This window comes from Rugamonas brunnea, from assembly GCF_014042345.1.
GTDB classification, from domain to species: Bacteria; Pseudomonadota; Gammaproteobacteria; order Burkholderiales; family Burkholderiaceae_D; genus Rugamonas; species Rugamonas brunnea.
Genome location: NZ_JACEZT010000021.1, coordinates 22,360 through 36,447 on the forward strand (window position 1 = coordinate 22,360; position 14,088 = coordinate 36,447).

A 14,088-nucleotide genomic window follows, 5' to 3' on the forward strand; every position below is an offset into this window, starting at 1 on the left:
GCCGAGCAAAGAAAAAAGCCGGGTTCGCCCGGCTTTTTCTATGGGCGTCTAACTGGTTGATTTTGCAAGATATTGCCTCATGGCACCGCCTTTCAAGGCGCCCGATGACATTCGCCCTTTTTTGTAGCCAAGCTACGAAATTTTTTCTCGTCAATAATTTTTGGCGGCTGACTATGCAGGTATAATTCGCGCCATGAACGCCCCCCCAGATCCACAAGTCGATTCACTCCGCATCCCACCGCACTCCATCGAAGCAGAACAGTCTGTGATCGGTGGCTTGTTGCGTGACAATGCGGCGTTTGACCGCATCGCCGACTTCATGCATGCGGAAGACTTCTACCGTTATGACCACCGTTTGATCTTTGAACAGATCGTGCGGCTGATCAACGCATCCAAGCCGGCCGACGTGATCACCGTGTTCGAAGCGCTGAGCCAGCTCGGCAAGGCGGACGACGTGGGGGGCTTGAGCTATCTGAACGCGATGGCGCAAAACACGCCATCGGCGGCCAACATCCGCCGTTATGCCGAGATCGTGCGCGATCGTGGCATCCTGCGCCAGCTGATCACGGTGGCCGACGAGATCTCGGGCCAGGCCTTCAGCCCTCAGGGCAAGGAGGTCAAGCAGATGCTGGACGAGGCCGAATCGAAGATCTTCGCCATCGCCGAGCAGGGCGCGCGCGGCGCGGCCGGCTGGACCGCCGTGCAGCCGCTGCTGACCCAGGTGGTCGAGCGTATCGACGAACTGTACAGCCGAGACAACCAGAGTGAAATCACGGGCGTGCCGACCGGTTTCATCGACCTGGACCGCATGACCTCCGGCCTGCAGCCGGGCGACCTGGTGATCGTGGCCGGCCGTCCTTCCATGGGCAAGACGGCATTTTCTGTCAACATCGGCGAGAACGTGGCGATCGAAGCGGGCTTGCCCGTGGCCGTGTTCTCGATGGAGATGGGCGGCGCCCAGCTGGCCATGCGTATGCTGGGCTCGGTGGGCCAGCTCGACCAGCACCGCCTGCGCACGGGCCGCCTGAACGACGAGGACTGGCCGCGCCTGACGCACGCCATCCAGAAGATGAACGACGCCCAGTTGTTCATCGACGAGACCCCGGCCCTGAACCCGATCGAGATGCGCGCGCGCGCCCGGCGCCTGTCGCGCCAGTGCGGCAAGCTGGGCCTGATCATCGTCGACTACCTGCAGCTGATGCAGGGTTCCACCCCGGGCGACAACCGCGCCTCCGAGATCTCGGAAATCTCGCGTAGCCTGAAGGGCCTGGCCAAGGAGCTGCAGTGCCCCGTGATCGCCCTGTCGCAGCTGAACCGCTCGCTGGAACAACGCCCCAACAAACGACCCGTCATGTCCGACTTGCGCGAATCGGGCGCTATCGAGCAGGACGCGGACGTCATCATCTTCCTGTATCGGGACGAGGTCTACAACCCGGACTCGCCCGATAAAGGCACGGCCGAGATCATCATCGGCAAGCAGCGTAACGGCCCGATTGGCGCTGTGCGCCTGACCTGGATAGGCCAATACACCAAGTTTGGCAACTATGTCGGCAACCTGGCGCTTTACCAAGGCGACTAACCCCACGCCGCCCGCTAGCCTGGGCGGCCAAGCAACTCGAAATACTCAACGGAGAATGACATGTTTGGACGTTTGATGCCCACCGAGGGCAAATTTTTTGACCTGTTCAACCAGCACGCGGAACTGTGCGTCAAGGGCGCGCGCGAGATGGTGGCCCTGATGAGCAACTTCGACGACCTGGAAAACCGCGTGCACGCCATTGAGGGCGTCGAGAAGCAAGCCGACAAGATCACCTACGCCACCGTCGATCTGCTGCACAAGACCTTCATCACCCCGCTGGACCGCGACGACATCCACAAGCTGATCACCCGCATGGACGACATCCTGGACCTGCTGGAAGACGCGGCCCAGACCGTTTCGCTGTACGACCTGCACGCCGTCACGCCGGAAGCCAAGCGGCTGGCCGAACTGGTGCTGGCCTGCGCCGAGAAGGTCAAGGAAGCCGTCGGCATGCTGCACAACATGGACAACTCGCGCCAGATCGTGGCCGTGTGCGAAGAGATCGACCGCCTGGAATCGGACGCCGACCACGTGATGCGCGCCGCCATGTCCAAGCTGTTCCGCGACGAGCCGGACGTGCGCCACCTGATCAAGATGAAGGCCATCTACGAGATCCTGGAAACGGTGACCGACCGTTGCGAAGATGTGGCCAACATCATCGAAGGCATCATCGTTGAAAACGCCTGAGCCCCGCTACCCGCGGTGCTGGCGTCCTGAATCAGACAAAATCGAAAAGAACAATTCATGCATACCCTTCAAATGAGCATCTACGTGCTGGGCATCCTGATCGCCCTGGCACTGGTGTTTGACTTCATGAACGGCTTCCACGACGCCGCCAACGCGATCGCGACGGTGGTGTCGACCGGCGTGCTCAAGCCGCAGACGGCGGTGGCCATGGCTGCGCTGTTCAACTTCACCGCCATCTTCGTGGTGGGGCTGGGCGTGGCGGCCACGGTGGGCAAGGGCACCATCGACCCCGGCGTGGTGGACCAGTACGTGATCTTCGGCGCGCTGGTCGGCGCCATCGCCTGGAACCTGTTCACGTGGTACTACGGCATTCCATCCTCGTCCTCGCACGCGCTGATCGGCGGCCTGGTGGGCGCGGCCGTCGCCAAGTCGGGCACCGGCGCGCTGGCCGGCGGCGGCCTGCTCAAGACCGTCGAATGGATCATCCTGTCGCCGCTGCTGGGCTTCATCCTCGGCTCGCTGATCATGCTGATCGTGTCGTGGGTGTTCGTGCGCTCCACGCCGCGCAAGGTGGACCGCTGGTTCCGCCGCCTGCAACTGCTGTCGGCCGCAAGCTACAGCCTGGGCCACGGCGGCAACGACGCGCAAAAGACCATCGGTATCATCTGGATGCTGCTGATCGCGGCCGGCCACGTGGCCGCCACCGACAAGCAGCCGCCGATGTGGGTGATCGTGTCGTGCTACACGGCCATCTCGGCCGGCACGCTGTTCGGCGGCTGGCGCATCGTCAAGACCATGGGCCAGAAGATCACCAAGCTGAAACCGGTGGGCGGCTTCTGCGCCGAAAGCGGCGGCGCGCTCACGCTGCTGATCGCCAGCCACTTCGGCGTGCCCGTGTCGACCACCCACACCATCACCGGCGCCATCGTCGGCGTCGGCTCGGCCCAGAAGATGTCGGCCGTGCGCTGGGGCGTGGCGGGCAACATCGTGTGGGCGTGGATCTTCACCATCCCCGCGTCGGCTTTCGTGGCCGCGTGCGCGTGGTGGCTGGGGCATCACATCATGTAAGACGGCGGCCTGCGGGCAGCCAGCGAAAAAGGGAGCCGATGGCTCCCTTTTTTTTCCTCACACCGATCCCGCAATCCGCGCGATCTGGCCCCGCAGGTTTGCCGCTACATGCGCGCGGGGCAGTACCGGCATCGCAGTGTGGGAATGTGTGGAATTTCAAATTCGTCGAGCTGATATTCTGTTGTATCAGTCCGAGATCGGCCAGGAGCCGGCGGTCAGCTCCGGCAGACACCGAGGCCGGACTCAATACAAGATCGGGGTAATGAAATGACGGCGGATGTTGAGACCATGCTGTTCCCATCCCAAGGAGCGTTTGCGCATTGGTTGGCGGCGCACCACGATGTCTCTGACGGGGTGTGGTTGCAGCACGCGAAGAAAGGGGCTCCGGTCCCCAGCGTCAGCTACCAGGAGGCGCTGGAAGTTGCATTGTGCTTCGGCTGGATCGATGGCCAGAAGCGTGCACTCGACGTCCATCACTATCTGCAGCGCTGGACACCGCGGCGCCCGCGCAGTATTTGGTCCAAGGTCAATTGCGAGAAGGCGCTCAGGTATATTGAGGAGGGTAAAATGCAGCCGAGCGGACTAGCTGAAGTCGAGCGAGCGCGAAAAGATGGCCGATGGGATGCCGCATACGATTCGGCTAGCACGGCCCGCGTGCCGCCCGAACTGCATGCGGCTTTTGCCGATCACCCCGGGGCCGCCGAATTTTTCGCCACGCTCAATTCTCAACACCGTTATGCAGTGTTGTTTCGGTTGCAGACAGCAGTAAAGCCCGAGACCAAAGCACGTAAGGCCCAGGAGTATGCAACCATGCTGGCTCGGCATGAAACGCTTCATCCCGTCATGGCGAAGAAGCGGGGCAAGGTGATCGAGGACACGCCGTAAAGTAATGAAGGCAACGCGTCGCGGTAACTTCCGAAAGCGGCCGGGAGCAGACAGACTCATCTCAATGGCTATAGCATTATGAAACGTTTCAATCAAATTCTTTTGGCAACAGCTTTAACATTCGTCGCGTGCAGTGGGGCTGCTGTCGAAAGGTCCACCTCGTTGCTCCGCAAATTTCATCTAAAGCGAGGACAGGATTATGCAGCCGTAAAGGCCATTTTGCTTAAGCATGGATGGAGTGTTGATACGCAATATGGGGACGGAACCACCCCGTACGGGTTCGCTGAGGTCATCTGTGGCAGCGGCTGGGGTGCGGTCTGTTCTTCTCGGTTTTTTCTGGGCTCCAGAAAGGTTCTAATAACCCTCAAACCCAAGAGGACACTTGTGGTTGAGGGGCTCTGGGATGACAGATGATCCATGCATAAACTTGGTAGAGACAGGCCGGATGCGGTCGGCCATTTCGCATTATGCTGGCATGAAATTATGTCGAAAGTTCAGGAGACTCGAGTAGTGGTGACGATGACAGTGGACGATGCCGCTGCTCTTAAACGTATAAGTGGGGCATTCAACAATTGCTTACGTCCAGTTCATTTCACCGACTTTCAGCACTGCGAGGAGTGCGCAGAGCATGATCGAACTCTCTTGTCGCGTACTCCAGATACGATAGCAATCCAAGATGTTGGCAATCCTGGCTGGGATCCGATCTGTTTCATTTCTCCAGAAGGTTTTCTGTATTACATACCTGGTCTGGCTAGATTGGTCTTTGAGGAGCCTCTTTATGGATATAGTTGGTATGCCGCTCAATTCCTCTGGCATCTAATCTCAGATGGTCCGTCCAACAATCGTTTTAATGCGTGCACGCCCAAACAAAGAGCGGCGATCGCGGCCTTTATTGGTCACCTCATCGACACCCGCGCCGACCAACTAGATGAGGAATGTCTCACTGACGATGCTCTGCGGGCGTGGGAGATATGGAGCCAGATAAAGACTTGTGATCCTTGAATCACCGGAAGTTAACCTGCTCCAAGCGAGGAACGACTGCAGACGAACTTCTGCTAAGGGGCGATTACAGCGTATCGTTCACACCGTGATTGTTCGCTTCAGGGGAAGCTCATTATCAGTCTGCCTTGCAATCATCAATCATAAAATCTTCTTGCCGCCGGTGTTTGGGCAGGCGGCGTTCGACCTGCTCCTGGGCGTGATAACTGGCGTGTTGGACCAGCGTTAGCGCTGTCTTGAGCGTGTCGCTCATGGTGCTGGCGACAGCCCGCATGGCGTCCATGTGCGACGTCGGCGGTCTGTGCGCCTGCTGTTCCAGTTGGCGGCGCAGTTGTGAGGCGGCCGTCCAGTTCTTTTCGCCGGGGCGGCGGATCCACAAATCGCGCCAGGCATTGCGGCCGTCGCCGGCAATTAACATGGTCAGCTGCCGCGGCGAGACGGCGCGCCCATGGTACATGAGCTCATCGCCCACCACTTCGGCGTAGTGCCACGCTTCTCCCACGTGCATGCGCACCCGGCTCTGATCCGGCAGGAACAGGCATTTCCATTGATAGCCTTGCAGCGGGGCGACCGTTTCGTTCTGCACTTCTATCCAGTGTTGAATTGCGCGTGCGACCGCTTCGGTGGTCGTGAGCGTGCTGCCGGACAGGCGCAAATAGTTGCTCAGTTCAGCGTGGGTGGCGGGTGGTACGGCAGTTTCGCTCCTTCCGGCATTCATACTCGTTTCTCCTGCTAGAGTTGTCTGGTTTTGTCTTGTTCTGTCTATTTAGACAAGGAAATTCGCACCGAGTTCAATCCAGACAAAACAAGACAAAACGAGACAGGCAAACGAGACACGTTGCCGGAGGGAGCCGCCAGCGGCTACCACCCCGCGCATGGCGGCCGTTGCTTGGGGGGAAGGCGGAATGGCCCCTGCAACTCTTTGTGGCCTAGCGCAGCGCCGCGTTGATGCGGGCCAGCGCGTCGGCGCCGGGGCACAGCACGGATTCGTCCAGTGTGTTGAGCGGCTGCAGCGACGTGTTCAGGTGGCTGTGCATGTCCTCCGGCGTGGGGTCGATGTGCAGCAGGCCCGTCACCACCTCGCCCTCGGCCTGGCGCTGGTACAGGTAGTTGATGGCGGCGATGCGGTCGTGCACGTCAAATTCCGCTTCCAGCGTGCGCAGGCGCAGGATGCTGCCGTCGTGCTGCAGCACCTCCTGCACCGTGCCCGGCGTGAACTGCCCGGCCAGTTCCTCCCGGCGCGGCACGAAGTCGACACGGTTGACGGCCTCGTTGTGCTCACGCACGTAGTCGTAGCTCTTGGTCGAGCCGGGGTGGTTGTTGAAGGCCACGCACGGTGAGATCACGTCGATGAAGGCCGCTCCCTGGTGCATGAAGGCGCCTTCGATCATCGGCACCAGCTGTTCCTTGTTGCCCGAGAAGCCGCGCGCTACGTAGCTCACGCCCAGTTGCAGGGCCAGCGCCGCGAGGTCAACCGGGGCGTCGCTGTTGACCACGCCGCGCTTGGAGCGCGAACCCTGGTCGGCGGTGGCCGAGAACTGGCCCTTGGTCAGCCCGTACACGCCGTTGTTCATGACGATGTAGACCATGTTCACGGCGCGCCGCATGCTGTGCACGAACTGGCCCAGGCCAATCGAGGCCGAGTCGCCGTCGCCGGACACGCCCAGGTAGATCAGGTCGCGGTTGGCCAGGTTGGCGCCCGTGAGCACGGACGGCATGCGGCCGTGCACCGTGTTGAAGCCGTGCGAGCCGCCCAGGAAGTAGGTGGGCGACTTGGACGAGCAGCCGATGCCCGACAGCTTGGCCACCCGGTGCGGTTCGATCGCCAGGTTGTAGCAGGCCTGGACGATGGCGGCCGAAATCGAGTCGTGTCCGCAGCCAGCGCATAGCGTGGACATGGCGCCCTCGTAGTCGCGTCGCGTGTAGCCGAGCCGGTTGGTCTTCAGTTCCGGGTGGTGCAGCTTGGGTTTGGCCAGATAGCTCATTGCGCCACCTTCTTGATGGGAGTGACCTTGTGGGAGTCGAGCCGGGCGCCGATGGCGTCGGCGATGAAGCGGGCCGTGATCGGCGTGCCGTCGTAGTGCAGCACGGGCAGCAGCTTGGCCGCGTTCAGGTTGCCTTCGAGGATCAGCATGCCGCGCAGTTGCGCGTCTGCGTTTTGCTCGACGACGAACACCTGGTCATGGGTGGCGATGAAGTCCATCACGGCCGCGCAGAACGGATAGGCGCGGATGCGCAGCGCATCCACGTGCTGATCCTCGCGCGCCAGCAGGTCCAGCGCCTCCGTCATGGCCGGGCTGGTGGAGCCGAAGTACAGCACACCGTAGCGCGTGCTCTTGTTGGCGCGCCGTTCGATGGGGGCCGGCACCAGCGTCTTGGCCGTGTCGAATTTCTTGTGCAGCCGCTCCATGTTGGCCACGTAGACGGCGCCTTCCTCGCTGTAGCGCGCGTAGCTGTCCTTGGTGGTGCCGCGCGTGAAATAGGCGCCGCGCTTGGGGTGGGTGCCGGGCAGGGTGCGGTAGGGGATGCCGTCGTCGTCCACGTCCAGATAGCGGCCGAAATCGCGGCCGCTTTCCAGGTCGTCGTAGTGCATCACCTTGCCCCGGTCCATGCGGCGCGCGTCGTCCCACGCCAGCGGCGCACACAGGCGCGTGTTCATGCCGATGTCGAGGTCCGACATGACGAAGATCGGCGTTTGCAGCCGGTCGGCCAGATCGAGCGCGGTGGCGGCGAAGTCGAAGCATTCCTTCGGGTCTTCGGGGAACAGCAGCACGTGTTTGGTGTCGCCGTTGGAGGCGTAGGCGCAGGACAGGATGTCGGCCTGCTGGGTGCGGGTGGGCATGCCGGTGGACGGCCCGCCGCGCTGCACGTTGATGATGGTGGCCGGGATCTCGGCGAAGTAGGCCAGGCCGATGAATTCCGTCATCAGCGAAATGCCGGGGCCGGAGGTGGCCGTGAACGCGCGCGCGCCGTTCCAGCCGGCGCCGATCACCATGCCGATCGAGGCCAGTTCGTCCTCGGCCTGGATGATGGCGTAGTTGTGGCGACCCGTGTCGGCGTCCTCGCGGAACTTGTGGCAGTACTTCTGGAACGCCTCGGCCAGCGACGACGAGGGCGTGATCGGATACCAGGCGCAGACGGTGGCGCCGCCGTACACGCAGCCCAGCGCGGCGGCGCTGTTGCCGTCCATGAAAATGCGGTCGCCCACGTTGTCGGCCCGCTGCACCTTGAGGCCGATAGCGGCGCAATCGATGTGGGCCAGCGCGTAGTCGCGCCCCAGGTGCAGCGCCTTCACGTTGGAGTCGTACAGCTTCTCCTTGCCCTTGTACTGCTCGGAGAACAGCTGTTCCAGCACGGCCGGTTCGATGCCCAGCATGGCCGACAGCGCGCCGACGTAGACGATGTTCTTGAACAGCTGGCGCAGCCGTACGTCGGTGTAGGCTTCGTTGCAGATCATGGTCAGCGGCATGCCGATCGCGTGCACGTCGGGCCGGAACTGGCCGGGCGGGATCGGGCGCGTGTCGTCGTAGAACAGGTAGCCGCCGGGCGTGATCTCCTTGATGTCGGCGGCCCAGGTCTGCGGGTTCATGGCCACCATCAGGTCGCAGCCGCCGCGCCGGCCCAGGTAGCCGGCTTCGCTCACGCGCACCTCGTACCAGGTGGGCATGCCCTGTATGTTGGACGGGAAGATGTTGCGGGGGCTGACCGGCACCCCCATGCGCAGGATGGCGCGCGCGAACAGTTCATTGGCCGAGGCGGAGCCGGAGCCGTTGACGTTGGCGAATTTGACGACGAAATCATTCACAGCTTGCAGGGTGGGCGGCATTCTGGGCTCCTGGTGGTGCTAGCCGACCTGGCGCAGCGGCGCGCTCGGTTGCGGGCGGCAGGCCGGGCCGGCGCGGCCGGGCGAGAAGAAGAATTTCTGCATGTCCCACGCGCCGGTGGGACAGCGTTCGGCGCACAGGCTGCAGTGCAGGCACACGTCCTCGTCCTTGACCATGATGCGGCCCGTTTTCAGGTTGCCCGACACGAACAGCGACTGCGCCAGGTTCAGCGCCGGCGCCTTGAGCCGCTCGCGTAATTCGCCTTCCTCGCCGTTTTCGACGAAGCTGATGCAGTCCATCGGGCAGATGTCGACGCAGGCGTCGCACTCGATGCACAGGCTGTCGGAGAACACGGTCTGCACGTCGCAGTTCAGGCAGCGCCGCGCTTCCTTGAGCGCCAGTTGCTGGTCGTAGCCCAGTTCCACCTCGACCCGGATGTTCTTCAGCGCCGCGCTCACGTCGCGCAGCGGCACCTTGAAGCGGTGGTCGGGGGTGACGGCGTTGTCGTAGCTCCATTCGTGGATGCCCATCTTCTGGCTCAGCAAATGGACCGTGGGCGGTGGCCGCTGGCGCAAGTCCTCGCCGTTGCAGAACTTGTCGATCGAGACGGCCGCCGCGTGGCCGTGGGCCACGGCGGTGATGATGTTCTTGGGGCCGAAGGCGGCGTCGCCGCCGAAGAACACGCGCGCCGCGCTGGACTGGAAGGTGATGGGATCGACCACCGGCATGCCGCGCTCGTCGAAGGCCAGGCCAATGTCGCGCTCTATCCACGGGAAGGCGTTCTCCTGGCCGACGGCGATCAGCACGTCGTCGCACGGCACGAAGCGTTCCGGCTCGCCCGTGGGCGCGAGCGTGCGCCGCCCCGCCGCGTCGGTGGACGCCGCCATCGCTTCGAACTGCATGCCGCACAATTTGCCGTTATCGAGCACGAAGGCTTTTGGCGCCAGGTAGTTGAGGATGGTGACGCCTTCGTGCTGGGCATCCTCCTTCTCCCACGGACTGGCCTTCATCTCGTCGAAACCGGAGCGGACGATCACCGTCACCTGTTCGCCGCCCAGGCGCTTGGCCGAGCGGCAGCAGTCCATGGCCGTGTTGCCGCCGCCGAGCACGATCACGCGCTTGCCGATGGCCGACACGTGGCCGAACGAGACGGACGACAGCCAGTCGATGCCGATGTGGATGTTGGGCGCGGCCTGCTCGCGCCCCGGCAGCGGCAGGTCGCGCCCGCGCGGGGCGCCGCAGCCGACGAACACGGCCTCGTAGCCCTGCGCCAGCAGCGCCTGCAGGCTGTCGATGCGCTGGCCGGCGCGCAGTTCCACGCCCAGGTCGAGGATGTAGCCGGTTTCCTCGTCGATCACCTCCTCGGGCAGGCGGAACTTGGGGATCTGGCTGCGGATGAAGCCGCCGGCCTTGGCCTCGCCGTCAAACACGGTGACCAGGTAGCCCTGCACGGCCAGGTCGCGCGCCACCGTCAGCGAGGCGGGACCGGCGCCCACGCAGGCCACGCGGCGGCCGTTGCGCAGCGTTGGCGGCTGCGGCAGGCGGGCGCGGATGTCGTCCTTGTAATCGGCCGCCACCCGCTTCAGGCGGCAGATGGCCACCGGCTGTTTTCCCGCCTCGTCCTCCACGCGGCTGCGGCGGCAGGCCGGCTCGCACGGACGGTCGCAGGTGCGCCCCAGCACGCCGGGGAAGACGTTCGATTCCCAGTTAACGAGGTAGGCGTCCGAGTAGCGGCCGGCGGCGATCAGGCGGATGTATTCGGGGACGGGCGTGTGGGCGGGGCAGGCCCATTGGCAATCGACCACCTTGTGGAAGTAGTCGGGACTGACGATATCGGTAGGTCGCAAAGTGCTCCTCCTGGCGGCTGTGGGCGCCGCATCCAAGTCAGGTCAAATGAAGTCAACTCAATACGTTGGTGAATTCCTGGTCGATCTCGTCGGCCATGGTTTCCGCCTCGGCCAGTTCGCGCGGCATGGCGTCGCGGATCGAGAACACGCCCAGCAGCTGCGAGGTGGACGACACCACGGGCAGGTGGCGGAAGTTATGCCGCTTCATGATCAGCACCGCGTCCGACACGGTGGTCTGGGGCGCGATGAAGTGCGGGTTGTGGGTCATGATGGCCGACACGGGCGTGGCCTCGGGGTCGCGGCGCTGGGCCACGATCTTGGTCATCAGGTCGCGCTCGGTGAGGATGCCCAGCATGGCGCCGGCGTCGTCGACGATCAGGATGCTGCCGCAATGGGCCTTAGTCATGGCGCAGGCCGCGTGGTAGCTGCTGGCGTCGGGCTTGACGGTCAGCACGTGGCGCTGGCCGATCGATTGCAACACGGTGCGTTCAGTCATCACATCCCCCTCGGTTGCGGTGGGGCGGGGCGCCGGCGGCATGGCCGGTGCGCCGCCCCTGGCCTTATGCGGCGCGGGCCGGTTCGGCCACCGGGCGCTGGCCGGCAGTGGCGCTGGTGGCCACCTGGGCGCCGTAGCCGGCGTCCGTTACCACGGCCGTCAGCGCGGCGGCGCTGGTCTGGGCCGGGTCGAAGGTGATCTCGGCGCGGCCGCCGTCCAGCGTCACGGCGGCCGTCTGCACGCCCGCCACGCCGTACAACATCTTCTCGATACTGGCGGCGCAACCGCCACATGTCATGCCTTCAATTTCCAGGGCCACGGTTTCCATGCTCTGCTCCAGGTGGTTGAGATAGGTGCCGGATGCTGCGCATGTTGTTGTCGGCGGGAAAGCAAAATCGGCCTCCCGCGCCGGCAACGCTGGCCCACGCTGCACTGTAGACCCATGCACATTCCTTAATCTTTGATGAAGCTCAAGTTACTCCAAAACGCGGCGCGGGGCAATCCTCTTGCACGCGCAAAAAATAACCGGGGTCAAGTCATGAACGCGCCAGTTGCGCGGGTTCATGACCTGACCCCGGTTCAGGGGGCCGGCGGTGCCTGGGATATCAGGGCGCCGGGGCGATGGTGAGGCTGGCGGCGGTGGTGATGCCGTTCGGCGTGGTTGCCGTCACGTTGAACACGCCGCTGGAGGTGGCCGTCGGGCAGCTGACGCTCACGTTGTAGGTCGGCGCCACCAGCGGCTGGCCCACGCCGAGCACGACGTTGGGCACCTTGAGGCTGCTCGGCGTGACGACGGGGGGCGTGTCCGACACGCCGAACGTGGCGCTGAACGTCACCTGGGTGCCGGCCGGCAGCAGATTGCCGTTCACGTCCGCCAGTTTGACCGCCACGTTGGCGGCCAGGTTGCTGCCGCAGCTGGCCGTGGTCGGGAAGGTGATGACCGCATTGCTGCCCGAGAACTGTTCCACCAGCTGGCCCGACACCCGCAGCACCTGGGCACTCGGCGTTTGCGGCGAGCGCAGCACGCCGTTGTAGATGCCGTCGCCGGGGGTGCTGCACAGGCCGTTGCTGTTGGGGCCGATGCACGGTTCGCCCGGTGTCCAGCGGGCGTTCTCGTCGTCGTCGCGGTAGATGTCGGGGCTCTTGTCCGCGAAGGCGTCGCCGTTGTCGTATACATTGTTGCCGTTGTAGTCGATCAGCGTTTCTTCGCCAAGCGCGTAGGCCAGCACCGTGACGCGGCCGTTGCTGGGCCGTGGACTGCCAGAACGCAATTCCACCGTGCAGCTGCCCGAGCCGGGGCCGACCGACGAGTTCGTGGTCTGGCCGCCCGGGGTGGCGCCCGGTGGCGGCAGCGAGCCGGTGACGCAGGACGCGCCGATGGTGCCGCCCTCGGCAGTGAAGTTGACGGCGGTGCCATCGGGAACCGGATTGCCGAAATGGTCGCCCATCGTGACGGTGATATACGAGCAGTGCTGATCGAAATCGCGGCCCTCGCAGTTGCCGGTCGCCGACGACAGCGAGAAGTGCGCCTGGTCGGGCACCCCGGTGGAGATGACGAGGATGTTCGACAGCGTGGTGATCATGGGCGAGGCGCCATGCACGGAGGCCACCACCCGCACCGAGGTCGGGATGGTGCCGGCAGTCACCAGCGTGGTGACGGTGCCGTCGGCTGCCGAGGTGGCCGAGGCCGGGTTCAGCATCAGGCCGCCCGTGGTGGTGGTGGTCATCGTATCGGCGAACACGAAGTCGACCTGCTTGCCCGACACGGGGGCGCCGGTGGTGTCGAGCACCTGGAACGTCAGGGTCGACGTTTCAAGGCGGCCAAAGCCGCCCGTGCCCTTGAGCGCGATATTGGTGGTCTGGGCACCGACGAACTTGATCGAGCCGGCCGAGGCGGGCAGCACGGTGAGCGTGCCAGTTTGGGTGGCCGTGGTGCTGCCCAGCGTGACGCTGGCCGTGATCGTGTCGGCCACGCCGCAGCCCTTGTCCGTGTAGCTGGCCACGGCCAGGCCGGCCTGGGTCAGTACGGGGCTGCCGATGCTGGCCTTGCCGGCTGCCACGCAGGGCGAGCTGAAGGTGACGGGCAGCGGCGGCGTGTACGGTACGCCATCGCTGAGCACGGTGACGCTGACGCTGGCGTTGCCACCGGCCGACAGCGTCGACGGCGACAGCGTCAGCGCGCTCAGGCTGAGCGTTTTGAACGAGACGGCGTAGCTCACCGAGCCGGTCACTACGCTGCCCACGGTGGCATTGGCGCTGGCCGTGTAGGCACCGGCCACGCTGCCGGCCGCCAGGCCCACGCTGGCCACGCCGTTGGCGTCCGTCAGTGCGGTGCCGGAGGCGGGCGAGAACACGGCCGTCTTGTCGGTGGTGGTGAAGGTGACGGCCACGTTGGCCTGGGCCACACCCTTGCTGTCCTTGACCTTGGCCTGAAGCATGCCGCTGCGCTCGGGCGTGATGCTGTTGGTGGCTGCGCCGGCCGCGTCCGTCAGCGCCAACGCCAGCGTGGCCTGGCCGGTCGTGGTGCCGCCGCCGCTGGTGCTGCCGCACGAAGGCAGGTTGGGGTCACGCGCGGGGTCCAGGTTGGTGCAGCCGCCGCCGGGGCCGCCGTTCGAGCCGCCGCAGCCGGCCAGCAGCAGGGCCAGCAGGCCGGCGACCAGCGCGGCGGAACTACGTTTCAGTGTGATGAGCATGAGCCACCTC

12 protein-coding genes are annotated in these 14,088 nt (G+C 64.3%); 5 read left to right on the forward strand and 7 right to left on the reverse strand.

The genetic code is table 11. From position 1 onward, the window contains the following. Window positions 1-193: 193 nt before the first annotated feature. The 5 genes from H3H37_RS22880 to H3H37_RS22900 all read left to right on the forward strand — a co-directional run bounded on the left by H3H37_RS22880 (window position 194) and on the right by H3H37_RS22900 (window position 5,221). Entirely contained in the window at window positions 194-1,579 is a 1,386-nt protein-coding gene (locus H3H37_RS22880; protein WP_182166852.1) for a replicative DNA helicase, read from the forward strand. A gap of 60 nt (window positions 1,580-1,639) precedes the next feature. Beyond that, window positions 1,640-2,266 carry a DUF47 domain-containing protein gene (locus tag H3H37_RS22885; RefSeq protein ID WP_182166854.1) on the forward strand — a complete coding sequence of 209 codons (627 nt, stop codon included), beginning with the start codon at window positions 1,640-1,642 and terminating at the stop codon, window positions 2,264-2,266. A 57-nt stretch (window positions 2,267-2,323) separates the two neighbouring features. After that, on the forward strand, window positions 2,324-3,334 hold the full coding sequence (locus H3H37_RS22890) for an inorganic phosphate transporter (RefSeq protein ID WP_182166855.1): 1,011 nt from the start codon (window positions 2,324-2,326) through the stop codon (window positions 3,332-3,334). Window positions 3,335-3,622: 288 nt separating this feature from the next. Next, window positions 3,623-4,219, forward strand: coding sequence for a YdeI/OmpD-associated family protein (locus tag H3H37_RS22895; RefSeq protein ID WP_229218989.1), 597 nt, complete (start codon window positions 3,623-3,625; stop codon window positions 4,217-4,219). A 417-nt stretch (window positions 4,220-4,636) separates the two neighbouring features. Continuing rightward, the gene (locus tag H3H37_RS22900; RefSeq protein WP_182166857.1) at window positions 4,637-5,221 is read left to right on the forward strand and encodes a DUF6714 family protein; all 585 of its coding nucleotides are present in this window, start codon (window positions 4,637-4,639) and stop codon (window positions 5,219-5,221) included. Window positions 5,222-5,336: 115 nt separating this feature from the next. Here H3H37_RS22900 and H3H37_RS22905 read toward each other — a convergent pair whose 3' ends face one another. The 7 genes from H3H37_RS22905 to H3H37_RS22935 all read right to left on the reverse strand — a co-directional run bounded on the left by H3H37_RS22905 (window position 5,337) and on the right by H3H37_RS22935 (window position 14,078). Further along, window positions 5,337-5,936 carry a hypothetical protein gene (locus H3H37_RS22905; protein WP_182166858.1) on the reverse strand — a complete coding sequence of 200 codons (600 nt, stop codon included), beginning with the start codon at window positions 5,934-5,936 and terminating at the stop codon, window positions 5,337-5,339. A 211-nt stretch (window positions 5,937-6,147) separates the two neighbouring features. After that, complete coding sequence (locus H3H37_RS22910) at window positions 6,148-7,203, reverse strand: 2-oxoacid:ferredoxin oxidoreductase subunit beta (RefSeq protein WP_182166859.1); 1,056 nt, start codon at window positions 7,201-7,203, stop codon at window positions 6,148-6,150. Beyond that, window positions 7,200-9,044, reverse strand: coding sequence for a 2-oxoacid:acceptor oxidoreductase subunit alpha (locus H3H37_RS22915; RefSeq protein ID WP_182166860.1), 1,845 nt, complete (start codon window positions 9,042-9,044; stop codon window positions 7,200-7,202). The genes H3H37_RS22910 and H3H37_RS22915 overlap by 4 nt, the downstream gene beginning before the upstream one ends. An 18-nt stretch (window positions 9,045-9,062) precedes the next feature. Continuing rightward, window positions 9,063-10,889, reverse strand: coding sequence for an FAD-dependent oxidoreductase (locus H3H37_RS22920; RefSeq protein WP_182166861.1), 1,827 nt, complete (start codon window positions 10,887-10,889; stop codon window positions 9,063-9,065). Window positions 10,890-10,941: 52 nt separating this feature from the next. After that, entirely contained in the window at window positions 10,942-11,385 is a 444-nt protein-coding gene (locus H3H37_RS22925) for a CBS domain-containing protein (RefSeq protein WP_182166863.1), read from the reverse strand. A 64-nt stretch (window positions 11,386-11,449) separates the two neighbouring features. Further along, on the reverse strand, window positions 11,450-11,713 hold the full coding sequence (locus H3H37_RS22930) for a heavy-metal-associated domain-containing protein (RefSeq protein ID WP_182166865.1): 264 nt from the start codon (window positions 11,711-11,713) through the stop codon (window positions 11,450-11,452). Between the two features lie 277 nt (window positions 11,714-11,990). Further along, window positions 11,991-14,078, reverse strand: a complete 2,088-nt coding sequence (locus tag H3H37_RS22935) for an Ig-like domain-containing protein (protein ID WP_182166867.1) — start codon at window positions 14,076-14,078, stop codon at window positions 11,991-11,993. Window positions 14,079-14,088: the final 10 nt, after the last annotated feature.